Source organism: Halomonas sp. KX33721, assembly GCF_001596805.1.
Lineage (GTDB): Bacteria > Pseudomonadota > Gammaproteobacteria > Pseudomonadales > Halomonadaceae > Vreelandella > Vreelandella aquamarina.
In genome coordinates, this window is sequence record NZ_LVIA01000013.1 from 79677 (window position 1) to 102880 (window position 23204).

23 protein-coding genes are annotated in these 23204 nt (G+C 59.4%); 9 read left to right on the forward strand and 14 right to left on the reverse strand.

Annotated elements, in window-relative coordinates:
- The first annotated feature begins 5 nt into the window (after positions 1 to 5).
- Positions 6 to 1172: an ADP-forming succinate--CoA ligase subunit beta gene (sucC, locus tag A3220_RS05105; protein WP_016914526.1), complete on the forward strand. Its 1167-nt coding sequence runs from the start codon at positions 6 to 8 to the stop codon at positions 1170 to 1172.
- Positions 1172 to 2044 (forward strand): succinate--CoA ligase subunit alpha, encoded by an 873-nt coding sequence (gene sucD / locus A3220_RS05110; RefSeq protein WP_044627828.1) that lies wholly within the window; start codon positions 1172 to 1174, stop codon positions 2042 to 2044. The genes sucC and sucD overlap by 1 nt, the downstream gene beginning before the upstream one ends.
- An 85-nt stretch (positions 2045 to 2129) precedes the next feature.
- Here sucD and A3220_RS05115 read toward each other — a convergent pair whose 3' ends face one another.
- From A3220_RS05115 to A3220_RS05125, 3 genes are all read right to left on the reverse strand, one after another.
- Positions 2130 to 3146, reverse strand: a complete 1017-nt coding sequence (locus tag A3220_RS05115) for a lysylphosphatidylglycerol synthase transmembrane domain-containing protein (protein ID WP_062373591.1) — start codon at positions 3144 to 3146, stop codon at positions 2130 to 2132.
- Positions 3124 to 4242, reverse strand: coding sequence for a glycosyltransferase family 1 protein (locus A3220_RS05120; RefSeq protein WP_062373593.1), 1119 nt, complete (start codon positions 4240 to 4242; stop codon positions 3124 to 3126). The genes A3220_RS05115 and A3220_RS05120 overlap by 23 nt, the downstream gene beginning before the upstream one ends.
- 134 nt (positions 4243 to 4376) lie before the next feature.
- A complete protein-coding gene (locus A3220_RS05125; protein WP_062373673.1) occupies positions 4377 to 6317 on the reverse strand; it encodes an exoribonuclease II in 1941 nt (646 codons plus the stop codon).
- 180 nt (positions 6318 to 6497) lie between these two features.
- Here A3220_RS05125 and A3220_RS05130 point away from each other — a divergent pair, with 180 nt between their 5' ends.
- Positions 6498 to 7295, forward strand: coding sequence for a Cof-type HAD-IIB family hydrolase (locus A3220_RS05130; RefSeq protein ID WP_062359300.1), 798 nt, complete (start codon positions 6498 to 6500; stop codon positions 7293 to 7295).
- Between the two features lie 240 nt (positions 7296 to 7535).
- Here the strand turns inward: A3220_RS05130 and A3220_RS05135 are convergent, their stop codons facing one another.
- Genes A3220_RS05135 through A3220_RS05150 form a run of 4 tightly spaced genes read right to left on the reverse strand, consistent with a single transcriptional unit; the run spans position 7536 to position 11129 of the window.
- On the reverse strand, positions 7536 to 8573 hold the full coding sequence (locus A3220_RS05135) for a TIGR01620 family protein (protein WP_062373596.1): 1038 nt from the start codon (positions 8571 to 8573) through the stop codon (positions 7536 to 7538).
- Entirely contained in the window at positions 8570 to 9958 is a 1389-nt protein-coding gene (locus A3220_RS05140) for a YcjX family protein (RefSeq protein WP_062373599.1), read from the reverse strand. Before A3220_RS05140 ends, A3220_RS05135 begins: the two co-directional genes overlap by 4 nt.
- A gap of 49 nt (positions 9959 to 10007) precedes the next feature.
- Positions 10008 to 10199, reverse strand: a complete 192-nt coding sequence (locus tag A3220_RS05145; RefSeq protein ID WP_058576924.1) for a hypothetical protein — start codon at positions 10197 to 10199, stop codon at positions 10008 to 10010.
- Positions 10200 to 10259: 60 nt separating this feature from the next.
- A complete protein-coding gene (locus A3220_RS05150; RefSeq protein ID WP_062373602.1) occupies positions 10260 to 11129 on the reverse strand; it encodes a D-hexose-6-phosphate mutarotase in 870 nt (289 codons plus the stop codon).
- Positions 11130 to 11246: 117 nt separating this feature from the next.
- Between A3220_RS05150 and A3220_RS05155 the strand changes: the two genes are divergently transcribed.
- From A3220_RS05155 to A3220_RS05170, 4 genes are all read left to right on the forward strand, one after another.
- Positions 11247 to 11489 carry a GlsB/YeaQ/YmgE family stress response membrane protein gene (locus tag A3220_RS05155; RefSeq protein WP_044627819.1) on the forward strand — a complete coding sequence of 81 codons (243 nt, stop codon included), beginning with the start codon at positions 11247 to 11249 and terminating at the stop codon, positions 11487 to 11489.
- A 181-nt stretch (positions 11490 to 11670) separates the two neighbouring features.
- Positions 11671 to 14136: a YbeU/YbeR family protein gene (locus tag A3220_RS05160; protein WP_062373605.1), complete on the forward strand. Its 2466-nt coding sequence runs from the start codon at positions 11671 to 11673 to the stop codon at positions 14134 to 14136.
- Between the two features lie 105 nt (positions 14137 to 14241).
- Entirely contained in the window at positions 14242 to 14877 is a 636-nt protein-coding gene (locus A3220_RS05165; protein ID WP_084354485.1) for an NlpC/P60 family protein, read from the forward strand.
- A 41-nt stretch (positions 14878 to 14918) separates the two neighbouring features.
- Positions 14919 to 16109 carry an MFS transporter gene (locus A3220_RS05170; protein WP_062373608.1) on the forward strand — a complete coding sequence of 397 codons (1191 nt, stop codon included), beginning with the start codon at positions 14919 to 14921 and terminating at the stop codon, positions 16107 to 16109.
- Here the strand turns inward: A3220_RS05170 and A3220_RS05175 are convergent.
- The 5 genes from A3220_RS05175 to A3220_RS05195 are packed head-to-tail and all read right to left on the reverse strand — an operon-like array spanning position 16074 to position 20903.
- Entirely contained in the window at positions 16074 to 16709 is a 636-nt protein-coding gene (locus A3220_RS05175; protein ID WP_062373611.1) for an ATP-binding cassette domain-containing protein, read from the reverse strand. The two genes, A3220_RS05170 and A3220_RS05175, sit on opposite strands and share 36 nt — an antisense overlap.
- Entirely contained in the window at positions 16702 to 17523 is an 822-nt protein-coding gene (locus A3220_RS05180) for an ATP-binding cassette domain-containing protein (RefSeq protein ID WP_044627815.1), read from the reverse strand. The genes A3220_RS05175 and A3220_RS05180 overlap by 8 nt, the downstream gene beginning before the upstream one ends.
- Before the next feature lie 29 nt (positions 17524 to 17552).
- Positions 17553 to 18350, reverse strand: coding sequence for an ABC transporter permease (locus A3220_RS05185; RefSeq protein WP_044627814.1), 798 nt, complete (start codon positions 18348 to 18350; stop codon positions 17553 to 17555).
- A complete protein-coding gene (locus tag A3220_RS05190) occupies positions 18343 to 19329 on the reverse strand; it encodes an ABC transporter permease (RefSeq protein WP_062373614.1) in 987 nt (328 codons plus the stop codon). Before A3220_RS05190 ends, A3220_RS05185 begins: the two co-directional genes overlap by 8 nt.
- A complete protein-coding gene (locus tag A3220_RS05195; RefSeq protein ID WP_062373616.1) occupies positions 19320 to 20903 on the reverse strand; it encodes an ABC transporter substrate-binding protein in 1584 nt (527 codons plus the stop codon). Before A3220_RS05195 ends, A3220_RS05190 begins: the two co-directional genes overlap by 10 nt.
- Before the next feature lie 107 nt (positions 20904 to 21010).
- On the opposite strand from A3220_RS05195, the gene nikR reads away from it, so the two are divergent.
- A complete protein-coding gene (nikR, locus tag A3220_RS05200; protein WP_044627811.1) occupies positions 21011 to 21433 on the forward strand; it encodes a nickel-responsive transcriptional regulator NikR in 423 nt (140 codons plus the stop codon).
- A 73-nt stretch (positions 21434 to 21506) separates the two neighbouring features.
- Here nikR and A3220_RS05205 read toward each other — a convergent pair whose 3' ends face one another.
- Positions 21507 to 21989 carry a peptidylprolyl isomerase gene (locus A3220_RS05205; RefSeq protein ID WP_044627810.1) on the reverse strand — a complete coding sequence of 161 codons (483 nt, stop codon included), beginning with the start codon at positions 21987 to 21989 and terminating at the stop codon, positions 21507 to 21509.
- 177 nt (positions 21990 to 22166) lie between these two features.
- On the opposite strand from A3220_RS05205, the gene A3220_RS05210 reads away from it, so the two are divergent.
- The gene (locus A3220_RS05210) at positions 22167 to 22448 is read left to right on the forward strand and encodes a hypothetical protein (RefSeq protein WP_062373619.1); all 282 of its coding nucleotides are present in this window, start codon (positions 22167 to 22169) and stop codon (positions 22446 to 22448) included.
- A 133-nt stretch (positions 22449 to 22581) separates the two neighbouring features.
- Here A3220_RS05210 and A3220_RS05215 read toward each other — a convergent pair whose 3' ends face one another.
- Positions 22582 to 23049: a glycine zipper 2TM domain-containing protein gene (locus tag A3220_RS05215; RefSeq protein WP_062373622.1), complete on the reverse strand. Its 468-nt coding sequence runs from the start codon at positions 23047 to 23049 to the stop codon at positions 22582 to 22584.
- Positions 23050 to 23204 lie beyond the last annotated feature (155 nt).

Here is a 23204-nt window from a genome sequence, read left to right on the forward strand (position 1 = left end):
AATCGATGAACCTTCACGAGTATCAAGGCAAACAGCTGTTTGCTGATTATGGTCTGCCAGTGTCCAAAGGCTTTGCCGTGGACACTCCCGAAGAAGCAGTAGAAGCGTGCAAAAAAATCGGCGGCGACATGTGGGTCGTCAAAGCCCAGGTTCACGCTGGCGGCCGCGGTAAAGCGGGCGGCGTCAAGCTGATCAAGGACCCGGCAGAAGCCAAAACCTTCGCCGAGCAGTGGCTGGGCAAGAACCTGGTCACTTACCAGACTGACGAAAAAGGTCAGCCGGTTGCCAAGATTCTGGTAGAGACCTGCACCAACATCGCCGACGAGCTCTACCTGGGCGCGGTCGTTGACCGTACTACCCGCCGTGTGGTCTTCATGGCCTCTACCGAAGGCGGTGTTGAGATCGAAACCGTCGCCGAAGAGACGCCGGAAAAAATTCTAAAAGCTGAAATCGATCCGCTGGTCGGCGCACAGCCCTACCAAGCTCGCGAGCTGGCCTTTGCGCTGGGTCTGGAAGGCGATCAGGTGAAGCAGTTCACCAAGATCTTCCTGGGTCTGTCTAAGCTGTTCCATGACAAAGATTTGGCACTTCTTGAGATCAACCCGCTGGTCATCACTGACGAAGGCAACCTGCACTGCTTGGATGCCAAACTGGGCCTGGATAGCAACGCCCTGTACCGTCACCCGGACCTGCAGGCCATGCGCGATCCTTCCCAGGAAGATCAGCGTGAAGCCGACGCGGCGAAGTGGGAACTTAACTACGTCGCCCTCGACGGTAACATTGGTTGCATGGTGAACGGCGCAGGCCTGGCTATGGGCACCATGGACATCGTCAACCTGAGTGGCGGCAAACCCGCTAACTTCCTGGACGTTGGCGGCGGCGCGACCAAAGAGCGCGTCGCAGAAGCGTTCAAGATCATCCTGTCTGACGACAACGTGAAAGCTGTTCTGGTGAACATCTTCGGCGGCATCGTTCGTTGCGACATGATTGCTGAAGGCATCATCGGTGCCGTTGAGCAAGTGGGCGTTAACGTCCCGGTGGTCGTTCGCCTGGAAGGTAACAACGCTGAATTGGGCGCTGAAAAACTGGCGTCTAGCGGTCTGAACATCATCGCTGCTACCAGTCTGACCGACGCGGCTCAGCAGGTTGTAAAAGCAGCGGAGGGCAAGTAATGAGCATCCTGATCGATAAGAACACCAAGGTCATCTGCCAAGGTTTCACCGGTGGCCAGGGCACGTTCCACTCCGAGCAGGCGATTGCCTATGGCACGCAAATGGTCGGTGGTGTGACGCCGGGCAAAGGCGGCCAGACGCACCTGGGCCTGCCTGTTTTCAACACCGTGAAAGAAGCGGTCGAGAAAACCGGCGCAGAAGCCAGCGTGATCTACGTACCGGCACCGTTCTGCAAAGACTCGATCCTTGAAGCTGCGAACGCTGGCATCAAGCTGATCGTGTGCATCACCGAAGGCATCGCGACCCTCGATATGCTCGACGCAAAAGTAAAATGCGACGAGCTGGGCGTACGCCTGATCGGCCCGAACTGCCCGGGCGTGATCACTCCCGGTGAGTGCAAAATCGGTATCATGCCGGGTCACATCCACCAGCCGGGCCGCGTTGGTATCGTTTCCCGCTCTGGTACCCTGACTTACGAAGCCGTTAAGCAGACCACTGACCACGGTTTCGGTCAGTCTACCTGTGTCGGTATCGGCGGCGACCCGATTCCGGGTTCTAACTTCATCGACATCCTGGAAATGTTCGAGAAGGACCCGAAAACCGAAGCGATCGTGATGATCGGCGAAATCGGCGGCACCGCCGAAGAAGAAGCCGCGGCTTACATCAAAGCCAACGTTTCCAAGCCGGTGGTTTCCTACATTGCCGGTGTCACTGCACCTCCTGGCAAGCGCATGGGCCACGCGGGCGCCATCATCTCTGGCGGTAAAGGTACTGCCGATGAGAAATTTGCGGCTCTTGAAGACGCCGGTGTGAAAACCGTTCGTTCTTTGGCGCAAATTGGCGACGCGCTGAAAGAAGTAACCGGCTGGTAAGCCGCGCACTTTCTTCGTGACGCTGAAAAGGGCACCTTGGGTGCCCTTTTTGCGTTTGAGGAGGTTAAGTAAAGCGGTGAGGCGGCTAGCGCTGACGCAGCAGTCGCGCGCTGTAGAGCAGTAGCAGCGGCGCACCGGCGGCAAGATACAAGTGGTAGCTAATCAGCCGCCAGACCAGCACGGCGGCCGCGGTCTGCTCCCGGCCCATCAAGGGCAGCAACAGGCTTCCCACCCCCACTTCAGCCGCCCCTGCGCCGCCAGGGAGAAAGCTGAATTGGCTGGCGGCCATAGCTAGCATCTGAGTTAAAAACGTCCAGAGCCAGTCGGCATGCCCCCCGATGCCAATCACCGCTAGGTACAGCAAGCTGTAGCGCAGCAGCCAGTGTAGGGTCGTGAGTGCCAGCATCGCTGCCAACGTGGCTTTGGGTAGTGCCAGCGTCATACGCAGCGCATGGCGACAGCGTAACAGTCGCCTAACCAGCCAGCGCCTGCGGCTAGGGCGTATCCAGGCTAGCCACTGGCGTTGAGTACGCAGCAGCTTGGGTAAGTACCCCATCATCAGCGAGACGCCCACCGCTAACAGCGCCAATCCCAGTAACGAGAGCTGTACCAGCCCCTGGTGTGGCCACTGGGCATCCCCGAAAACCGACATCGCCACCAAACCGCTCAGCATCAGCAGAAAGAACAGCAGGTCGCACCCCTGGTCGATGAGAAACACGGCGGTGCCTTTTGAGGGCGAAAATCCCCGCTGGGCAAGTAATAACAGCAGAGTGGCCGGGCCGCCGCTACCGCCTGGCGTTGCGCAGAGCGCGCACTTCGCCGCCAGCTCGATGCCCAGCGCGCCGCGCTGCCCAAGCTGGCCAGCGCGGCCGTTCAGCATCAGGCGCAGACGGGCAGCATTTAAATTCCAGCATAGCGCCGCCATGGCGATCATTAGAACCAGTAGGCCAATGGGAAACTGCGCCACATGTTCAAACGCTTTGCTGCCCCCTGCAAGCGATGTGAGCACCAGCGGCGCTACCAAGGCAGCCAGCAGTAGAACGCCGTGTAGCGGACGAAAGCGCAGCAGCCGTTGAGGTTTAGCGGCGGACGGCACGGGCATCAGGCTGTTCGAGTCCACAGAGTTCGACATAGTGCGTGAGCAGCGAGCCAATGACGCTGTCCCAGCTGAACTGGCGCTCAACAAAATGGCGCGCGTAGCGTCCGCTGGCGGCAATATCGTTGCTAAACAGCGCGGAGCAGGCGTCCGCCATCGCGTCAGGGTCAAGCGGCTGGCAGAGCACGCCCGCGCCCAGCGGTACGTTCTCGATCAGCGCGCCTGCCCGCGCGCCAATCACCGGTAGGCCGCTGGCCATCGCTTCCTGGGCCACCAGCCCAAAGGTTTCGCGGGTGCCCGCATGCAGTAGCGCATCGCTACTGGCAAGCGCGCGGGCCACTTCATGGCTACCGCAGCAGCGGTTGACCACAGTGACATTGCTAGGCACTTGAGTCGGCATGCCCGGCCCCATCAGCAGCAGGTGGTAGTCGCTGCCAAGCGCCCGCATGGTGGCGAGTAGCACGTCGATATTCTTTTCTCGCGAGAAACGGCCGACAAAGATCAGCAGCTTTTTATCCGCGGGAATACCCATGGCCGCACGGAAGCCGGGGTCGCGCCGTGAAGGGTGAAACTGCTCTAAATCAACCCCTAACGACTGCACGCGCACGTTGGGCACGCCCCACTCGGTGAGTCGGTTGGCCATCGCGTGGCAGGGAGCTAGCACGCTATCAAAGCGCTGGTACAGGTCCACCACGTAGCGAATTAGCCGTTGGCGAACATGGCGGCCAAAGCGGTCGCCCATCAAGTGGGGTAAATCGGAGTGGTAGAAACCCACCACCGGCACGCCCAAGCGCTGGCCAGCCTCCAGCGCTGCCCAAGCGGTAACGTAAGGGTCGCCTGCTTCGATTAACGTGGGGGAGAGGTCTACCAAGGCGTCACGCCAAGGGCGGCGGCGCAGCGGGAATCGATAGCCCTGCCCAAGGGGCAGGTGCAGCGCCGGTAGCGTGTGGTGGTCGCCCAAACTATCACGCTCAGCCCCTGGCACCAGCAGGCTGGTACGGAGGTTGGGTGTGCGCGAGAGGACGCGGTGCTTGGCCTGTAAATAGGTGCGAACGCCGCCACTTGCCGGGGCGTGGAACATGGTCACATCGGCGATATGCAAGGTAACCTCCGAGCCACATGAGTGTCATCGAATTACCTTAGGGTAGAAATAAGTCAGTTCTGCGACAACGTCACCGTGGAGCAGAAATAAAAACGCCACGGCAAAGCCGTGGCGCGAACACGTGTTGGCTGCGTTTAGTCAGCAGGTTTGGCGACCAGCGAGCGTGTCTCTTCACGGGCTTCCGTGAGTGATACGCGCAGGCTATCGCCCAGCTTGAAGCGCTCTTCGCCTTCGATCTGAATGCGGCCCTCTTTGTCATCGATGACCACTTTATCGCGGTCACTGTGCATCAAGGGGGCAGGCACGAACGCCGTCGCGCCGTTTTCTATCAGGCGAACCCGCATGCCGCCACGGTTGATTGCCATGATTTCGGCGTCGAAGGTGTCCTGATTCTGCGCCGCCGGGGTCAGGTAGCGCACGTAAAGCCAATCTTTCACGTCGCGCTCGGCCATACGGTTCAAGCGGCGGCGCTCGGTGAGCTGCTCGGTGAGCTGCTGGCTGGCTTCTGCCGGAGCCTGCTCACCCTTCAGCACGCGCTTGATCAAGCGGTGGTTGACCATATCGCCATACTTACGAATCGGCGAGGTCCAGGTGGCGTAGGCGGGCAGCCCCAGGCCGAAGTGCGGGCCAGGCTGGGCCGACATGCTGGTGAAGCCCTGGAAACGGCGCAGGCGCGCATCCAGCCAAGCGTCGTCGCGGCTTTCAAGCGCACGCTTCAGCTCTTTATAGTGGGCAAGCTCGGTGAGCGCTTCCTGAGCCACTTCGATGTCCTGAGTCGCCAGGAACTCTTGTGCCGCTTCGGCTTTTTCCGGCTCGAAAGCGCGGTGTACGTTGAAGATGCCGTGGCCGATATGGCTAGCCAGGAAATCCGCGCAGCAGGCGTTGGCAGCAATCATCGACTCTTCGATCATACGGTTGGCAATGCGGCGGTCTTCGGTATGAATCCCCAGCACGTTGCCCGCTTCATCCAGATCAAACACGTAATCAGGACGATCTTTAAATACCAGCGCGTGCTCGTTGCGCCACGCGGTACGCGCTTCGGTCAGCTCACGCAGGGCGTGTAGCTGCTCGGCAATATTATCTGCCGGAGCCCAGTCGCCTTGGCCTTCAATCCAATCAGAGACGCGCTCGTACACCAGCTTAGCGTGGGACTTCACGTTGGCCGCGAAGAAGCGGTAGTCGCCCAGGCTGCCGTCGGCGTTAATGTTCAGCGTGCAGGCCAGGACAGGGCGCTCTTGGCCTTCCCGCAGCGAGCAAAGATCATCCGCCAACTGCTCGGGCAACATGGTCACGTTCTGGCCCGGCAGGTACACGGTAAATGCACGGACGCGGGCTTCCAGGTCAGCAGCGTGGCCCTCTTCCACATAAGCGGTGGGGTCGGCAATCGCCACGCTCAGCTGCCAGCCGCCTTCCGGGCGTGCCACTACGTGCAGCGCGTCATCCATATCGCGGGTTTTTTCACCGTCGATCGTGAAGTACGGCTGCTCGGTGAGGTCTTCACGGGTGAGGCCTTCATCGTGCAGCGGCCAGTCGCTGCCGGCATCCGGGCACTCTTGCTCCAGCGCGTGGCGAGCAAGCGTCACGCGCCACGGCACGGCGGGGTCGTCGGCTTTGGCCACCAACTCATCGATCTGGGAGAAGAAGCCGCGGTCGTTCTCTTTTAGCGGGTGACGCACCAAACGCGCCACGACCCAATCGCCGTCGGCAATGGAGTCTTCATCCAGGCTATTTTTGATGCGTGCTTTTAGAACGTTGCGAATCGAGGGGTGATCCGGCACCACCGCGAGGCGGCCTTCGCGCTTTTGAACGCGAGCAACGAAGCGGTCTAAACCGGCTTCAATAAGCTTTTCAGGCTCAACCGATTTTTTATCGCCGTTCTCGTGAATCACGGCTTCCACACGGTCGCCGTGCAGCACCTGTTTCATGGCGGGGGGCGGCACGAAATAGGATTCGCCGCTATCAGTTTCAAGAAAACCAAAGCCTTTTTCTGTGGCTTTGATCACCCCTTCAGCGCGCGGGGTGGTTTCACGGATCTGTTGCTTGAGCTGGGCAAGCAGGGAGTTGTTTTGAAGCATGTGTTCAATCAGTTGGCGAGAGTAGGTTGCCACTATACGGATTCCCACTGGCTGCGCCAATCGTTGCCCCTGGGGAAGTGGCGACGGCGACGGCAAGTCAATGACTTACTTACGGTTGGCTGAATCGGTTAAGCTGAGCGAACTGCAACGTTACTCTGCTAACGCACAAGGAGCGCTTTGATGACCCCTCGCCTGATCGTTTCCGACCTTGACGGTACCCTGTTAGGCAGCGACCACCGGTTACATGACAGCACCATTGAGGTGCTCCAAGAGTTGGTTCGGCAGGGGCACCACCTGGCGCTGGCCTCGGGCCGCCACTACCACGATATGCGCGTCTTCCGCGATGAGCTGGGCGTGCCTGCTCACCTGATTAGCACCAACGGGGCTTACACCCACGACCCAGACGATGGCTTGGTTAGCGCGTCGCACCTTAACCCGGATCACGCTCACGCGCTGATTCATTTACCCCGGCCGCCACAGGTGCGCCTCAACCTTTACCGCGAAGCGGGCTGGCATGTGGACGCCGAAGCGCCACACCTGCTTTCACTGCACGCCTCGACGGGCTTTCGCTATGAGGTCGTGCCACCGGAGCAGATGGACGTCAACGGCGTAGGTAAAGTGCTCTATTTGGGCGACCCGGATGCGCTGGCAGAGCTGGAAGCTCAGGCCCAAGCGGCGCATGGCGATGGGCTGCACATTACCTACTCCACGGTGGACTCGCTAGAGATCATGGCGGGCGGAGTGAATAAAGGCGTGGCGCTCGCGGCGTTGCTGGAGTCGCTTGGGCTCACTGCCGCCGATTGCCTAGCCTTTGGCGATAACCTCAACGACACCGAAATGCTCACCTTGGCAGGCGAGGCCCAGGTGATGGCCAACGCTCATCCGGCGCTGTTCGATCGCGTGCCAGAAGCCCGGCGGATCGGCCACCACGGCGAAGCAGCGGTGGCGTTATTCCTGAAGCAGCGCTTTGGGCTTTAGCATTTGTTGCTGTCATTATTGCTCTGCCACCTTAGTCGATAGCCGCTTGCGGTAGGCGGAGCGCTCCACCATCATCTAGCCCCTAAAACGATAATAACCTTCAGGAGTGGGGCGAGCTTGGCCTGCTAGGTGACTTAAATGAAGTGGCGGATGCCGAAGGCTGGAACGACCTGTTACAGCCGGTGGTTCTGGGTCTACGGCCCGAGCACTTCAGCGAAGAGGATGTGCGGCTGAACGGTATTAATCGCTGTTGCGTGCGGCGGGGGCGGGCTCTTTATCAAGCCGCTTGATCTGCCGCCAGAGGTCTTGGCGAAGGTCGGCTAGTTTGGGCTGCTCTTCTGGGGTAAACGCCACCGGGCGGCACAGTCGCTGAGCGCGCATACCCAGGCGGGCGCTCAGCAGCCCCGTCGCTAAGCCCTGGCCGGCTCTTGCTGAAAGGCGGCCTGCCAAATCCAGCGAGAGCATGTCCATGCTGGCATCGGTGGCTAGTTCGCTGGCGCCTGCAAACGCCATGTTGTGCAACACATGGCGAAATAGCCGCAGGCGGCTGGCGTAGCCAAGCTCCAGGCCGTACAGACGGCTCAGCCGATCCACCATGGCCAGGCTGCGCCACGCCACCAGCGCCATATCCACCAGGGTTAGCGGGGAAACCGCCACCATGATGGCGGTTTCCCCCGACATCCGGGTAATCAACCGCTGGGCTTCCCGGTCACGGGGGGCGAGCAGGTGGTAGCGCAGCAGGGTTTGAATCTCTTCCCCGCTATGGTGCGGCTGGCACGCCCGCTGAAAGGCCAGCCAGTGCGGGTCGTCGTTGCTCAGTGCCAGCTGCTGTTTTAACTGAACGGCCATCGCCTGGGCCTGCTGGCTGGAGCGCTGGGGAAGCTCGGCTAGGTTGGCCCGTAGCTGATCGTGCCGCTTTAAGCGCCGCAAACGGCCCAGCTCCTTGAGGAGCGATACGCCGCCCAAGCCAATCAGGCTAATCCCAAATAGCTGCCACGCCATCGCCATCCACTGGGACTGGGACAGCGCGTCAGGAATGCCGGTTGCCAGCTCTACCGTGCCGAGTGTGGCACCGCCTGCCAAGGCGAACATCAGCCCCCAGCGGCGCTTGCGAGGCGCGCCTAGAGTCTCTTCCGGCAGCGCTTTGAGTTCGGCTTGGGTCGCCAGCGGCTGGTGCGATTCAGTCGCTGCAAAGCGTTCGTGCTGGCGCAGGGTTTCCTGGGTAGGCTCGGGCGGCGCTTCGGTTTGGAAGTCGCGGCGGGGCTGAGGGTTGCTCATGTCAGTTTGTCTCCAATCAGCCAGTCAATCGCGGCGTCCATACGGATGTGGGGCAGTGCCTCGCTATCGGCGGGCAGCGGGCGGAAGCTGGGGAAATCAAATCCTTGCTGCTGCCAGAAATCGGCTTTGGGCAGGCGGCTGGGCACATCGCCGGGGTACACCAGCACGTCTTCACCTTCTAACGTGGTGCCTTTCAGCGCTGGCGTTCGCTTGCCATCATGAAGCACTTCGCGGGCCTCGGTGGCGCGAATGGCCGCCAGCGACAGCGCTTTCACCGGGATATCGGCAAAGCGTAAGTCTTTCAATGGCTCCGCCAGCAGCGCTTCTAACAGCTGCACCACGTGGGTGTGCTGGTCGGGGGTGACGTGGTCCGCTTTGGTAGCGGCAATGGCGAGGCGGTCAATTTTAGGAGCGAACAGACGGGTCAGCAGGCTGCGCTTGCCGTAATCAAAGCTCTTCATCAGCTGTTGCAGCGCGCGGGAAAGATCCTCAAAGCGCTCCGGCCCGGCGTTGAGCGCGCCCAGCACGTCCACCAGCACAATCTGGCGGTCAAAGCGGCGGAAGTGGTCGCGGTAGAAAGGGCGCACCACCTGCTGCTGGTAGTAGCGAAAACGCGCCGCCAGGGTGGCGTAGAGGCTCGACTCGGGCAGCGCGTCGAGGGGTTCTTTGGGCGTATCTAATCCGGGCAGCGGGAAGAACTGCAGCACCGGTGCACCATCTAGCTCGCCGGGCAGCAAAAAACGCCCCGGCTGCAGGTCAGAGAAGCCCGCCTGCTTGGCGCGACGCAGGCCCAATGCGTAGGCCTCGGCAAGCGTGGCGAGCTGCGCTTCATCGGCTTCTGTCGTAGGGTCTAGCTGCTCTGCCTCGGTCAGCCATTCGCTAAACAGCGCTCGGCGATGGGGGCCTTCGTGCTGGGCTTGGCTCTGGCTCCAGCTGTAGAAGTCGTGCTGCAGCAGCGGCAAATCCAGCAGCCATTCGCCGGGGTAGTCGAACAGATCCAGCGTCAGGTGAGCGATATCCGGAGTGAACCAGCCCTGCTGGGCAGGGCGGTAGCGCAGCTGTAAACGCAGCTCGCTAATGCCACGAGTGGGCTCTGGCCAGCGCGGCGGTGTATCTCTCAGCGATGCCATGCCGGGGTCATAAGGGAAGCGTGGCACGCCTAAGTCCGGCTGATTTAAACGCTGCGCGCCTAACAGTCGACCTTCACGGGCAACCGGTAGTAGGTCTAACTGTGCTTCTACGCCTGCATGGCGTAGTTGGTTCACCAGCGAGGTTAAAAACGCCGTTTTACCCGCTTGCGAAAGGCCTGTCACCGCCAGCCGCAGCTGCCGGTCTCGGCTTCGCTCTAACATATTGCTCAATTCGCGGCTTAACGGCTGGCGCATCCTGTCGCTTCCTTCATCGGGTGGGGCATCTTGGCGAGGTGGTGGAACGTTAGCGCTGCCACATCAAGACAAGTTGAGAGAGCATGGGCAGGGTCGCAATGATAAAACCGACGACCGCGAGGCTATAGCCGGGCCAGCGGCGCTGCATTTTTTGTGCAAGCGTTAAGCCAACCAAGCACACCACCATACCGATCAGGTTAAAGGCAAGCGTGGCTGCTTCCAGCCATTGTTGTGGATCCATCGTCGCTCCTTGGGGGTGTATCAATGGCTTGATCATAGCAAAGCCTTGATGAACCGATCATTAACCGCGGCTTATTGTCGTCCCTAGCAGGTGCTGTGCCCCTGGTACTAACCAAACGGGGTCAAGGCGAGTATTGGCGGCTTCAACGCATAAAAAGTGTTTGGCGGCGTCGGCGGGTGTGTCGCTGGGCAGGTCGCTATCCGGGTGCCAGACCACCGTGGAGTCGCTGGACTGCTTACCGATGCGCAGCGTGCGCTGGCCGTCGTTGAGCAGCACCGCTTCATTGGTGTGATAAATACGGTCGACCGGGCCACGAATCGCCAGCGTGCCCTGTTGCTCAGATTCCGCAAAGTCACGCAGCTTATCCAAATAGCGCGCGCCTGCTAGGCCTTCTAAGCGGCATTGATGCACCTCATTAACGGCCAGGTAGGTATGCAGTGCGCCGCTGGTTTTGATCGGAGCATCGCCAATGTTTTCGCTGATGATCTCAACGTTTAGCCGCTGGGCGTTGGCTTGAATGACCACGCGGGCGGTGAGCTGGCTATGCAGACACTCTTCCGGCGAGAGATGGACCTCGATGCCTTCGGCGTGGTCGTCAACGGCGTCCAGACGCCACATGGCGTGGCGGGCAAGCCCATGGAAGGGGCCGTTACGCTCGGGGCTTTCGTCAGCGTAGCGCTCGTCGGCAAACCAGGGCCAGCAGAGCGGAATGCCGCCACGAATCGCGCCCGGCAGCGCCTGCGGCGTTGGCGTTACCCATAGCCAGCCGGTGTCATCGGTGGGCTGAAAGTGCAGCACTTGAGCGCCCTGCAGGCTGATCGCCATTTCCCCCCAGGCCATGTTGAAGAGTGCGACGTCACGGCCTTCCCAGGTGGCGCGTTGATGACCATCAACATGGCTAAGTAGCTGTTTAAGGGAGTCGGGAATCATAAGAGGATCCTTGTGGGAAAAGGCAACAAATGGGCAGAACAGTAGCGCCGTGTGCTATGGTAGGACAAGCATAGGTGGAAGGTAAAACCCCAAGCTGAGTGAAACCAAGGAGGTAGTATGGGCTTTATTGCGTGGTTAATCATTGGTGGTTTAGCTGGCTGGATTGCTGGCAACATCATGCGTGGCGGTGGTTTTGGTATTTTAGGCAACATCGGCGTGGGTGTGGTTGGCGCGCTCGTCGGGGGCTTCTTATTTAGTTTGCTGGGTTTACAGGCGGGTGGCTTTATCGGCTCGCTGGTCACGGCAACCGTGGGGGCGGTGGTCTTGCTATGGGTCATTAGTAAAGTCAAAAGCGCTTAGCGCACGCTGCTCTTTGCGGTAATCGCTGCCCGGCCTTTGTGCCGGGCAGCGCTGTTTTGTGCGGCTGCTATCGGTCTTGGCAGCAGATTCCGTTACACTATGCCGCTTTTGGCGGCCTCGTTGGTCTGTTCTGGTTGGTTATGGCTTTTATTGATCGCTTTCTGTTTCTTCGAGGTGTCTTTTGTTCGACGCACTAAATGCCTGGTGGGCTCAACAGCTGGTGCTGTGTGATTGGGCTTTTACACCGCACCCACTGGCGGTGGATGCGGTCGCGGCGGAGCAACGCCTGCTAGAACTGGGTATTACAGATCGTGGCGCGTTGGCAGACCAGCTGTTTTTTGCACTCGGCGCACCGTCAGGCAGCGCCGATCAGCTGTTGGGCGCGCTGGAGTGGGCAGCACTCGCCGGGGCGGCGGGTTGGCTAAGCCAGGCTCAGGCGACGAACTGGGCACACCACTTAACACGGCGCATCACTTCTGACTACAGCGATCAGCGAGCGTGGCTGTCGGATCTACGTCGTGCGCTAGGGGCCAAAGGTTGGGAAACCGGTGCCGATGACCGTTTTATCGATGCCTGCCAAGCGTTGTCGGATCTAGAGAGTGAAGGTGAAGGTGTCACATGGCAAACCCTGGATACTGAGCTAGCGCAACGCCCTGCACCGGCTTCGCTATGGCCGCAAGCGCCAGAAGCTCAGCCTTGGCGGTTGGGCGCGCTGTTTCGCCCAGTGGTGAGCTACCCGGCTAGCGCCGCCGACTGGCCCGATGCCAGCGAGTGGTTAGGGCACATCTGGCAAGTGTATGACCGCGAGCAACTATTAGAGGTGATGCTATGGCTAAGCGCCCAGGGTGAGCGCCAGCGCTGGGATATTGAAGCCCGCGAGCTGCTGACCATGGATCGCGCCCAGCGCCAAGAGTGGCAGCGGGGTGCGGTGAACGATGCTCCCTACGCGCCCGTGCTCACTGCGTTCGTCAATCAGGGCGAGCCGTTGGAGTGGGCCGCCTGGGATTGGCTGCGGTTAGTAGAGCTCGCCTGGGCTGGTGCTTGCTGCGGCTGGCTAAGCCAGGCGGAAGCGGACGACCTAGCGGCCCATGCGGCTGACCTCGTCGGGCGCCGTTACCACGGCTGGCACGCAGTACTGAAAGCCTACATGCGCGGGCAAAGCCTGTTCGAGGGCGTTGATCGCCGGGGGATGACACCCAGCGCCCGCCATAAGCTGTTAATGCACGCTGCCCATAGCCCCTGGAAGCACTCGCTGGGTGCGTTACTGGACGAGCCGACTCGCCAAGCCTCGCGTACGCGTATCAAAGCGTGGCGCAACACGCCGCACCATTGGCTGCTTGCCCTGGCTGGCGTACGCGAGCCGGATGTCATGCTGCGCCAGCTCAATCCCTCGGCCCCGATTGCCGAGCAGCGCCGCGCTGATGCCGCCGTCTACCTACAGGATTCACTTGGCCTGCATGCGGATGAAGGCCATCAAGTGCTGGCGCGCTATTGGCTACCCGCCCAGGCGCACCATCTCAACCAGCTGGCTGCGGATGCCGCCCATGGCGTATTGCCACCGTCGCAGACGCGCTTTGGTCAGCCGACCCCCGGTGAGCTCAAACAGCGCAACGCGGTAAAAGGCGTGAGCCGCCACGCCGCGACGATTCACATGGCCGAGAAGTTTGCCTTCTACCTGCACATGGCCCTCGATAGCGGCCTGTTCGAGCGCGAACCGCTCATGCAGCACGCCAGCGCCCTACGGAGCTGCCTATGCCGTTTTTATGCGACTCCCAAGCGCCTGCTAGAAGCCTGGTTTGCCTGGGAGAGCTGCCTGCCGGAGCCAGAGCACGACTCGCTCATTAATGAAATTTCCTGGCATCTGGAAGACCACGGCAGCCTGTTTCACTGGTTAGATTGGCGGCCAGATGCGTGGTGCGAGCCTGGTGAGCGGCCGACGCTGAGCCACTTTACGGCGATGTCACTGGTGGGGCCGCTGAACAGTGCAGTGTGGAGCGAGCCGCAGTTGGAAAGTCCGCGCGAGTGCGCCGACATTCGCGAATGGGTCGAGAGCCACTACCACCTCACCAGCGCCGACGATATGCAAGAGTTTTTAACCTTCATGCTGGAAGCAGGTGACCGGCAGGAGTATCAGATCAACTACGCGCCCTACACGCTAAATCCAGAGCGCCTAGCAGCAGAAATCGCTATTTTGGAATCCGGTGACTGCGCCGAGGATGAGCGTCATCACCTGTTGCGTCTGCGCCGGGTCAGCACCAATGAAGACGGCTGTAACGAGGTCGACATGGCCGCCTGGGATATTGCCCAGTTGGTAGACCTTGCGATTGCGGCACGGCAGTTAGGCTGGCTCGATAAACCAGCGTTTGCAGAAGTATTAGATCGTGCCTACCAGCTAGCAGCAGACCACTACTCTGGTTGGCAAGAGTATGCGGCGGGTATGTACGCAGGCTTTTCGTTTTTTATGGGCGAAACCCCTGAGCGTGAAAGCTTTTTAGCCGGTTTCCGCCAGGCGTTAGTGGCGTGGCTATGCGGCGCGCCAGTGCTGGCCGGCCCCTGGGCAAGCCTGGATTTTCCGGGTAACAAGCCGCGGCATTTTGCGCCGCTGCATATCGATACGCTGCCGGGTGATCAACGAATCTTACATTAGACTCGCCAAGCATAGGATAACTAGCTTATAGTCCAGGGGTTGTAAAAAATGAGTTTTCTCATGCTTGGGTTTTTTCAATTTCCATTTTGTTACGAGGTTAATCGCATGGTTGCGTCGCCACACCCCGCTGTGACCGCTGTCCGTGTTGTAAGTGTTTGTGTCGTCGTTGCTTTGTTAGCTGGCTGTGCAGGCTCTGCCTCACGCCAGGACATGGAAGCCCCCGAGGATTATTTCTCGATGTCGCTTCCCGGTATGGAGGGAGTCACTCCCCAAATGTCGCCCGTTGATCCTATCAGTGCTCACCTGCGTAACCTGCAGACGCCCCCGCCAACGGTCGTTCGCCAAGCGCTGTTAGAGCAGCATCAGCGGTGGGCAGGAACGCCTTATCGGATTGGGGGGACGACGGATCGAGGGATCGACTGCTCTGCCTTGGTAAGAAACGTTTTCCGCGATACCTTTGACGTTGAGTTACCCCGTTCTACCCAAGATCAAGTGCATGAGGGACGCCCGATCGACCGCCAAGAGCTGCAGGCGGGCGATCTGGTCTTCTTCCGCCCACCCGGACGCTACAACCACGTGGGCATTTACGTAGGCAATGGCTATTTTCTCCATGCGTCCACGTCGAAAGGCGTGATTATTTCCAGCCTGGATAATAGCTACTGGCAGCGCTACTACTGGCAGTCGCGTCGTGCCCTAGAGCCGACCAATCTGGCCCAGCTCAGCAGTCGTTATACGCCGTAAGTGTCGGCCGTGCGCGTCGGTCAACATTGGAAAGGCCATCAATGATTGAAGCAAAAACGCGCGCCTGGTGGCGCGCGACGGCGGCCCTATGTTTAGGGTCGTTTTTGGTGTTTATTAACCTGTATGTGCCGCAACCGTTATTGCCGGGCCTGAAAGAGGCTTACGGGGTTTCCACCTTAGGCGTCAGCCTGTTGATGTCGGTATCTACGCTCTCTTTGGCCTTGGCGCTTTTGGTGTTTGGGCCGCTCTCCGATGCCATTGGCCGCGAAGGGATTATGCGTATCACACTGCTCCTGGCGGGTGGTTTGTCGCTCGCTTTAGCTTTTGCGCCTACCTTCGAGAGTTTATTGTTTCTGCGCTTGCTGCAAGGCTTCGTGCTCGGCGGCTTGCCCGCCGTAGCGATTGCCTGGATGGGCGACGAGTTCGATAAAACCGCCTTGCTGAGTGCCGTGGGGCTTTATATTGGGGCCAATTCGTTAGGCGGTATTAGCGGGCGTATTATTGGGGGCGGGGCGGCGGCCATCGGTGGGCCTAGCGCTGCGTTTCTCGCGGTGGGTGCCATGACCGTGGTGGGCTGTATCATTTTTTGGCGGCTACTGCCCAATAGCCAAGCCTTTACGCCTAAGCGCTTTCAATTACGCCAAGCGGTGGGGGACCTGCTCGGCCATTTACGCTCGCCGGTGCTGCTCGCTGCCTACTTCCTTGGCGGCATTAACTTTCTGATTTTTATTAATCAGTACAGCTATATTACTTTCCGTTTGGCGGATGCGCCATATCAACTGGCGGCCAGTGGCCTGGGGCTGATCTTTCTCACCTACCTAGGTGGCACCTTTGGCTCGACAGTGTCGGGCAAGTTGGCGGGGCGCTTTTCCCCCGCCCGCTGCATAAGTGCGGGCATTGTGATTCTCATGTTAGGCACCGCCATCACCCTGGCGGACTCGCTGGCGCTCATCATCCTCGGCTTAACCATTAACGCCTTCGGCTTCTTTATGGCGCACTCATTGGCGTCTAGCTGGGTGGGGCGCTACGCCCAAGGGGCACGGGGCAGCGCCTCGGCGCTCTACCTAGTGTTTTACTATCTCGGTGCCAGCATTGGCGGTTTTTGGCTGGAGCCTTTCTGGCGCTGGACACAGTGGCAGGGTGTGGCGATAGGCTCGTGGCTGCTGCTGTGCGTGACGTTGGCCATTGGTGTTGGCTTATGGCGCTTTGAGCGCCGTGCTGCTAATACGTAAGCTGCCACCTGTCAGATGCCACTGTTGATGGCACAGCCGGTTGAGCAGTGCTGTGTCGTGACTAATCACGATGACGCCAAGCTGATGGTGTTCAGCGTGCGCTTTAAGCGCCTGCCACAGCGACAGCTGAGTGATGGGATCCAGCATGGTGGAGATCTCATCGGCCACCACATAGCGGACGCCGGGGGCGAGGGCGCGCAGCACGCACACCCGTTGTAGCTCGCCGCCGGAGAGTGCGCTGGGAAAGCGCTTTAGCCATTCATTTTCAATGCCAAACGCCTCCATCAGCGTATTTGGCGGTGTCCACGCTTCCCTCAATATCTTTCCTACCCGCCAGCGCGGGTTCACCGCGAGCTCCGGCGACTGGGGCAGCCACTGCACTGGCCGCCGCCCGCGTGTGGGCAGCGGCGAACCATCTACCTGAACACTGCCTTGGGAAGGCGTTAGCTGGCCTGACAATAGCTTGCCAAGCGTTGATTTCCCCGATCCAGAGTCACCGCTGATTCCTAACCACTCACCGGGCGCAAGGCGTAGGGAGATATCCGCCAACAGCGGAGTGCCTGCCGCAAAGTGGAACGATAGCTGGTGGGTTTCAAGCAAGCGCTGGCTCCTGATGCGTCGGATGGAAGGGGTGTGTGCTGAACGCGTTATCCGGTAGCGCCTGCCACAAGTCTCGCGCATAGCAACTCATAAGCTGCTCGCCCTGGCCTTGGAAAGCCTGGGCCGGTGCGGTTTCCAGCGCTTGGCCCTGGCGAATCACGGAAACCCTGTCGGCAATGGTAAGAGCATGGCGCAGATCGTGGGTAATCAGCATCACCGCTTTGCCCTCTAGGGCGATAGCTTTTAGTGCTGCCAGCACACGGTCGCGCTGGTTGGGGTCAAGGCCTACGCTGGGCTCATCGGCAATCACCAGACGTGCGTTGCTCACCTGGGCCATAGCGATGAGCACCCGCCGCGCCATGCCGCCTGACAGCTCGTGAGGGTAGTGGGTAGACGCGTGGCTAAGCTGATAGCGGCTCAATAGCTCATCGGCGCGCTGATGGGCGGCTGAGGGACCAAATCCTGCCCGTTGGGCCGCCCAGCGTACCTGATGCTGGCTGCGGGCGAGCGGGTCAAGAGCATTCAACGATTGAGGAATGAGCGCCAACTGATGCCCCCTCAGCTGCCGCTGGCGCGCTGGTGTTAAGTCCTCCCCCTGGAAGCGCAGCTCTCCTGCGACCCGTGCCGCTTGGGGCAGTAGCCCCATAATGGCGTAGGCCAGCAGGCTTTTACCTGCGCCTGACGCACCCACCACAGCATGCACTTCGCCCGGCTGAAGGTGCAGCGAGAGCGACTCGATACAGGTGGTCCACTCCCGTCGCCACCAGCGGGGGTAGTAGGGGAGTTGCAGGGTTAGCCGGTCAATGGTCAGCATGGCAAGCTCCTTGTTAAAAATCGCGATCTTTACAGCGCTTTGCGCAGCATCGAGGCGAAGCGTTCAATCGCCAGTACCATCAGCAGTAAACCCAGCCCAGGAAACACCCCTAGCCACCAGTAGCCGCCGGTAAGGTAGCGCATGGCGTCGGCCAGTAATACGCCGATGGCGGGCTGGGTAGGGTCTAAGCCAACGCCTAAAAAGGTCAGGGCCGCTTCATGCAAAATGGCGTGGGGAAACAGCAGCAGTGCGCCGACCAAGCAGTGAGGCAGTACATGGGGCAGCAAGTGGTGCCAAACAATAAATCCTTGGCGTTTGCCAAACCCTTTCGAAATCGCCACATAAGGGGCGTTTCGCAAGCTGAGTAGCTCGGCTCTGAGCAAGCGGGCAAGGCTTGGCCAGTGGGTCAGCGCAACAGCGATAATGACAGCCTGGGTGCCGCCGCCCAGGGCAAAGGCGATCAGCAATAGTAAAATCAGGTGTGGCACGCTCAGCAGCGTATCAATCAGTAAGCTCACCAGCGCATCCAGTATGGGCGAGAGCATGGCGAGACTCGCCAAGCTTAAAGCAATCAGCGTGCCCAACAGTGCCGCGCTCAGCCCTACCCCAAAACTCAAGGCAAGCCCCGCCAGCGTGCGGGCCCAAAGCTCACGCCCTAGGGCATCAGTGCCCAGCCAGTGCTCGGCGCTGGGAGGCATGAGGCGGGCCCCGAACTGCATGTGCAGTGGGCTATCTCCCAGCCATAGAGAACTGCTAAGCAACAGTAATACCAGCAGGCCAAACACACCTGCATAGCCTGCTGCGACCAGGCGCGGCTGGCTATTCATTAGTGCGGTCCCGTGCGATACGTGGGTCGGCCCACTGGTAAAGGCCATCGGCGATGAGGTTGCCAACACTCACAAATAGCGCGGTAAATAGCGCTATGGCGAGCAGTAGCGGCACATCGCTTCGCAAGCCAGCGGCGACGGTCGCCTGCCCAAGTCCAGGGTAAGCAAAGACTTGCTCAACCAGAAGGGAGCCGCCAAATAGCTCGCCGAGAGAGGCAAACGCCAAAGTGATCGCTGGCAGGCTGGCGTGGCGCAGACCGTGGCGCCAGGCGATATCGAAACGGCTGGCGCCTTGGGAAAAGGCGTGCAACGCGGTATCCGAGCGCATAAACGCCGCCATCTTGGCCCGGGTATGTAGCGTGATGGTGGCAACGCCTAACAGAGCGAGGGTGAGAGTAGGTAAAAGAAGATGGTGCAGCTGCGTGAGCAGCGTTACTTCTTGGCTCAGCACGCCCGTGGGCCCTGCGCAGCAGGTGGGGGTCCAGCCCAAGGTGACGGAGAAAAGTAGCAACGCCAGCATGGCGAGCCAAAACGTGGGCATCGAAGCAGTGATATAAGCATAGCCGCTGATCAAGCGGTCCAGCAGGGAGCCCTCTTTGCTTCCTGCGGCGATGCCGAGTACTACGCCAAGTATCAGCGAGAGCAGCCAAGCGCTCAACAGCAGAAAAAACGAGCGCTGGAAGCGCTGGTTAATGACGTCGCTCACCGGCTGGTTGTAGATATGGCTCCAGCCCAGCTCTCCGCTAAGCAACTGTTGCAGCCAGTGGTGAAACTGCACACTGGCCGGGGTGTTAAACCCCCAGCGTTCGGCAATCAGCGTGCGCTGCTCAGGGCTGACCTGGGCCATTTGCGGGCCAAGGTAGGCATCCACCGGGTCGATGGGAGATAGCATCATTAGCCCAAAAGAGACCGCTGCGACACTTAGCAGTACCAGCAACAGCCGAAGTAGGCGGCTCGCTAGCCAAACCGTTAATCGCACGTCCAGCGCCACTCAAGCAAGTTGGCGGTGACCGGCCAGCCGTGGCCGTGAGGGGCAACGCCCAGTTCGCCCAGGTCGAGGCAGCGGTTGGTGGCATACACGTGGGCAAGGTTGACCATCCAGGCCCAGCTGGTGTCTCCCTGTACCCCATAGCCGGTATCGCCGTCCCATTGGGCGGCTTGCCAATGCTGATTGGCTTCTTCGGTGTTAGCCGCCGCTTGGGCGGCATCCAGGTGTTGGTCGACCGCCTCGTTGGCGTAGTAACCACTGTTGTAAAAACCGAACCCGGCATGCTCGCTATGGAAGAGATAGTACACTTCCTGCGGACTTTGGCTGCCAAAGCCAAACACGATGGCGTCTTGGTGAAGCGCCTCACGTTGGATCTCGTCCCAGTGGCGGCCGGTGGGCTGCATCTCGATGCCGAGTGGGCGCACCATCTCGGCACTCACCTGGGCGAGCTGTTGGCGGGTGGTGTCGCTGGTGGGGTATGTGAGACGAAAGCGTGCAGGTTGGCCGTTTTTATAGCGCAGTCCATCCTCTTCTTTGCGTACCCAGCCTGCTTCATCTAGCAGGGCGTTAGCGCGGGAAAGGTTGGGCGTCGCGAGCTTCTCATCCTTATGGCTCCAGGGAAGACCATCGGCAGGGCCAAAAGCGGGGCGACCAAAGCCGTTTAGCGCAACGTCCACCAGCGTCTCACGATCAAGGGCTAAATTGACCGCCTGGCGAATGGCGAGGTCGGCAGTGACGTTATTACCAATCGGCGCGCCGTTGTCAGCTTTTTCGCCCGTGGCGGGCTGCATAGGGAACAGAATGCCTCGGTTATCAACGCTCTTCATAATCACCCGATGCATCTGCTCAGGGATGTTCTCTGCCAGCGCTGGTGGCACCGCAGCGAGATCCACCTGGCCTGCGTGAGCTGCACTTAGGGTGGCGGCTTCATCGGTAAACAGAAACACCAGACGCTCGAAGACCGGCGTGGGGCCGTAAAAATAGGGGTTCCGCTCAACAATCAGCTGCTCACCCTCTTGCCACTCCACTAACCGGTAAGGGCCTGAACCCAGCGGCTGCCTGCCATACTCGTCGCCATAGCCGTTTTCTCGCTCGGCGTTGGGCACGATACCCAGCGTCATCAACTGGTCGATAAAAGTGATGCGCGGTGCTTTGAGGGTGAATTCGACGGTGTTGCCGTCGACCGCACGGGCACTCGCTAATGCGCTGAGATCCGCTCTACCGCCTGCCTCGGCGGCGGCGGTGAACGTAAAGGCAACGTCTTCTGCGGTTAGCGGGGTGTTGTCTGAAAAGCGCACGTCCGTGCGTAAGGTGAGAGTCCAGGTAAGGCGATCTTCAGAAAGGGACCATGCTGTGGCTAGGCCTGATTGCGGGGTTAAGTCCTGACCACGGGTAAGCAGCGTAGACTGAAATAGAGGGCTGCCGTACTGACCCCAGCCCAATAGCGGATCAAACCCTTGCTCCGGCTCACCACCAATGGCAAGCACTAGCTGGTCTTTGGCCAACGCTGGCGCGCTTAGCGCTACGCATGTGGCTGCGAGAGCCAGTATGATAGGGCGACGCATGGGACACCTTTTTCAGTGCTATTAGTATGATGTTTTTACAATAACATCATACTAATAGCGCTGGAAGTTGCGGCAACGCACAACATCAGATCGGCGAAGGAGAGGGTATGCAGCGGGTAACGGTAACGCTGGATGAGGAGCTGTTAAGCGAGGTCGATGCGCTGATGGCGCTGCGCGGCTATCAAAATCGCTCAGAGGCCATTCGTGACTTGACCCGCAACGGGTTAAAGCAGGTGAAAGAGGAGGTTGCGCCCAATGCGCCGTGTATGGGAGCGCTGGTGTATGTGTATGACCACGCGGCGCGAGATCTCTCTAAGCGCCTGACTCGTCACTCTCATGACCATCACGATTTAACGCTCTCAACGCTGCATGTGCATATCAATCACGATAGCTGCTTGGAAGTCGCACTCTTAAAGGGGCAGGGGAGTGCACTGAAGCAGTTTGCCGATGAGGTGACATCGTCGCGTAGCGTGCGTTATGGCCAACTTGTGTTGATTCCAGAAGAGTCAGCATCACATAGCGGCCATTAAAATAAAAAGGGCGGCCCATTGGAGGCCGTATGAAAACAGCCTCCAATGGCCGCCCTTTGTGGCATGCAAGAGCTTAGTGCTCTACGCCGCCTTCGCCGTGAACGTGGCCGTGCTCGGCTTCTTCCTGGCTTGCTTCGCGTACGGTCGCAATTTCAACGTCAAAGTTGAGGTGCTGACCCGCCAGCGGGTGGTTGCCATCAACCACAACGGTGTCGCCTTCAACTTTCTTGACGGTAACCATGAGCGGGCCGCCTTGGGTTTGCGCTTGGAACTGCATACCTGGCTCAATGCTTTCAACACCTTGGAAGGCATCACGCGGTACTTCTTGCAGCAGCTGCTCTTGAACTTCGCCGTAACCCTCTTCAGGGGAAACTTTAACGTTCAGTTTGTCCCCAGCAACACGACCTTCAAGCTCTTTTTCCAGGCCCGGAATGATGTTGCCAGCGCCGTGGAGATACGTCAGCGGCTCGCGGCCTTCAGAACTGTCTAGCACCTCACCTGCATCGTTGGTCAGGGTGTAGTGGAACGCGACAACCGAGTTTTGCGCAATTTGCATTGAATAACCTTTCGGTGAGTGCATGTCCCAACATGGTAACGCGTGTGGGCCAGCTTGTCAGGGGGTAAGCGGGCTTTTTCCACTTCCACGCCTTTAGCGCTATTGCGCCGGGGGGTGTGCAGGGATACCCTACAGCAATTAATTTTTCTCTTGAAATAACACTCACCGGAGCCTGTTATGACTATCTTCTTAATTTGGGTTATCGCCTTTGTACTGATTGCTTATTTTGCTAATAAGCGTTGGGAAAGCGGCGTTAGCCAGGGGCTAGATAAAATGCTGCCAAGCGTGCTGAAAAGCCATGGCGACAACCGCTATTTGTGGGTGGTTGCGTTGGCCGTATTGGGTGCTACAACTTTGATTCGCCCTGTAGATGTGCTGCTGGTGGCGATTTTGCTCGCGGTGATTGCATTGGTAGTGATGAAACTTGCCAACTGGGCAAGCAGTAAAGTCGCTCACTAAACGCGATTTGTTGCTCCAAACACACAGCCGCCCGGCCAAATTGGCCGGGCGGCTGTGTGTTTGGCAACTGTCATAGTGTCAGCTGCGTAGATAGTGCTTTTACTTAACGAGCTAGACCTTAGTAGGCTGCGATTTAGTACGGCGCTACGCTCAGATTAGCACCACTACCAATTAGGCGAACCCGCTGACCTGCCTGGAACTGACGATCAGCACTTTGCACTACCACTACATCGGTACCATCATCACGACGGATTTCCATTTCCAGTGCATTCACACGGTTAGCGCGATCTTCAGCAGCGGTACCCGCCACCGCGCCACCTAGCGCCCCTGCCACGGTCGCGAGCTGGCGACCAGAGCCACCGCCGATTTGGCTACCCAGCAAACCGCCGATGACGGCGCCACCGCCACCGCCCAGCAGGTTGCCAGTACGGCTATCGGCTTGAATTTGGACGGGGCGGACGGCCACGATGGTGCCATAGCTGACGCTTTGCCCCGTTTGCGCTTGGTTACCACGGTAGACATCGCCTGAGTAGGGGGCAGTGTTGGCGCAGCCAGCCAGTGTGAGAATGCTTAACGCGGCAACAGGTAGTAAACGTTTCATTAAAACCTCCAGTAAGAATCAGCCCATATGGCTGTGAACGCCCGCAGATCAATGCGTGCGTATCATTATAGAACGGCGTTCGCTAAAAGATAACCAAAGCGTACGCTTTTGACCAGCCATTTGGAAAAAAAAGGTCACAAGGTAGAGTGTAGGCA

Bases quoted from the DNA above. Each gene is read 5' to 3' on its own strand.
- A3220_RS05140 (WP_062373599.1), bottom strand. From the start codon at position 9,958: ATGCGCCAGCCGTTAAGCCGCGAATTGAGCAATATGTTAGAGCGAAGC.
- nikR (WP_044627811.1), top strand. From the start codon at position 21,011: ATGCAGCGGGTAACGGTAACGCTGGATGAGGAGCTGTTAAGCGAGGTC.
- sucC (WP_016914526.1), top strand. From the start codon at position 6: ATGAACCTTCACGAGTATCAAGGCAAACAGCTGTTTGCTGATTATGGT.
- A3220_RS05125 (WP_062373673.1), bottom strand. From the start codon at position 6,317: ATGCTTCAAAACAACTCCCTGCTTGCCCAGCTCAAGCAACAGATCCGT.
- A3220_RS05115 (WP_062373591.1), bottom strand. From the start codon at position 3,146: ATGCCCGTGCCGTCCGCCGCTAAACCTCAACGGCTGCTGCGCTTTCGT.
- A3220_RS05135 (WP_062373596.1), bottom strand. From the start codon at position 8,573: ATGAGCAACCCTCAGCCCCGCCGCGACTTCCAAACCGAAGCGCCGCCC.
- A3220_RS05155 (WP_044627819.1), top strand. From the start codon at position 11,247: ATGGGCTTTATTGCGTGGTTAATCATTGGTGGTTTAGCTGGCTGGATT.
- A3220_RS05210 (WP_062373619.1), top strand. From the start codon at position 22,167: ATGACTATCTTCTTAATTTGGGTTATCGCCTTTGTACTGATTGCTTAT.
- A3220_RS05180 (WP_044627815.1), bottom strand. From the start codon at position 17,523: ATGCTGACCATTGACCGGCTAACCCTGCAACTCCCCTACTACCCCCGC.
- A3220_RS05130 (WP_062359300.1), top strand. From the start codon at position 6,498: ATGACCCCTCGCCTGATCGTTTCCGACCTTGACGGTACCCTGTTAGGC.
- A3220_RS05170 (WP_062373608.1), top strand. From the start codon at position 14,919: ATGATTGAAGCAAAAACGCGCGCCTGGTGGCGCGCGACGGCGGCCCTA.
- A3220_RS05205 (WP_044627810.1), bottom strand. From the start codon at position 21,989: ATGCAAATTGCGCAAAACTCGGTTGTCGCGTTCCACTACACCCTGACC.
- A3220_RS05195 (WP_062373616.1), bottom strand. From the start codon at position 20,903: ATGCGTCGCCCTATCATACTGGCTCTCGCAGCCACATGCGTAGCGCTA.
- A3220_RS05215 (WP_062373622.1), bottom strand. From the start codon at position 23,049: ATGAAACGTTTACTACCTGTTGCCGCGTTAAGCATTCTCACACTGGCT.
- A3220_RS05145 (WP_058576924.1), bottom strand. From the start codon at position 10,199: ATGGATCCACAACAATGGCTGGAAGCAGCCACGCTTGCCTTTAACCTG.
- A3220_RS05165 (WP_084354485.1), top strand. From the start codon at position 14,242: ATGGTTGCGTCGCCACACCCCGCTGTGACCGCTGTCCGTGTTGTAAGT.
- A3220_RS05150 (WP_062373602.1), bottom strand. From the start codon at position 11,129: ATGATTCCCGACTCCCTTAAACAGCTACTTAGCCATGTTGATGGTCAT.
- A3220_RS05185 (WP_044627814.1), bottom strand. From the start codon at position 18,350: ATGAATAGCCAGCCGCGCCTGGTCGCAGCAGGCTATGCAGGTGTGTTT.
- sucD (WP_044627828.1), top strand. From the start codon at position 1,172: ATGAGCATCCTGATCGATAAGAACACCAAGGTCATCTGCCAAGGTTTC.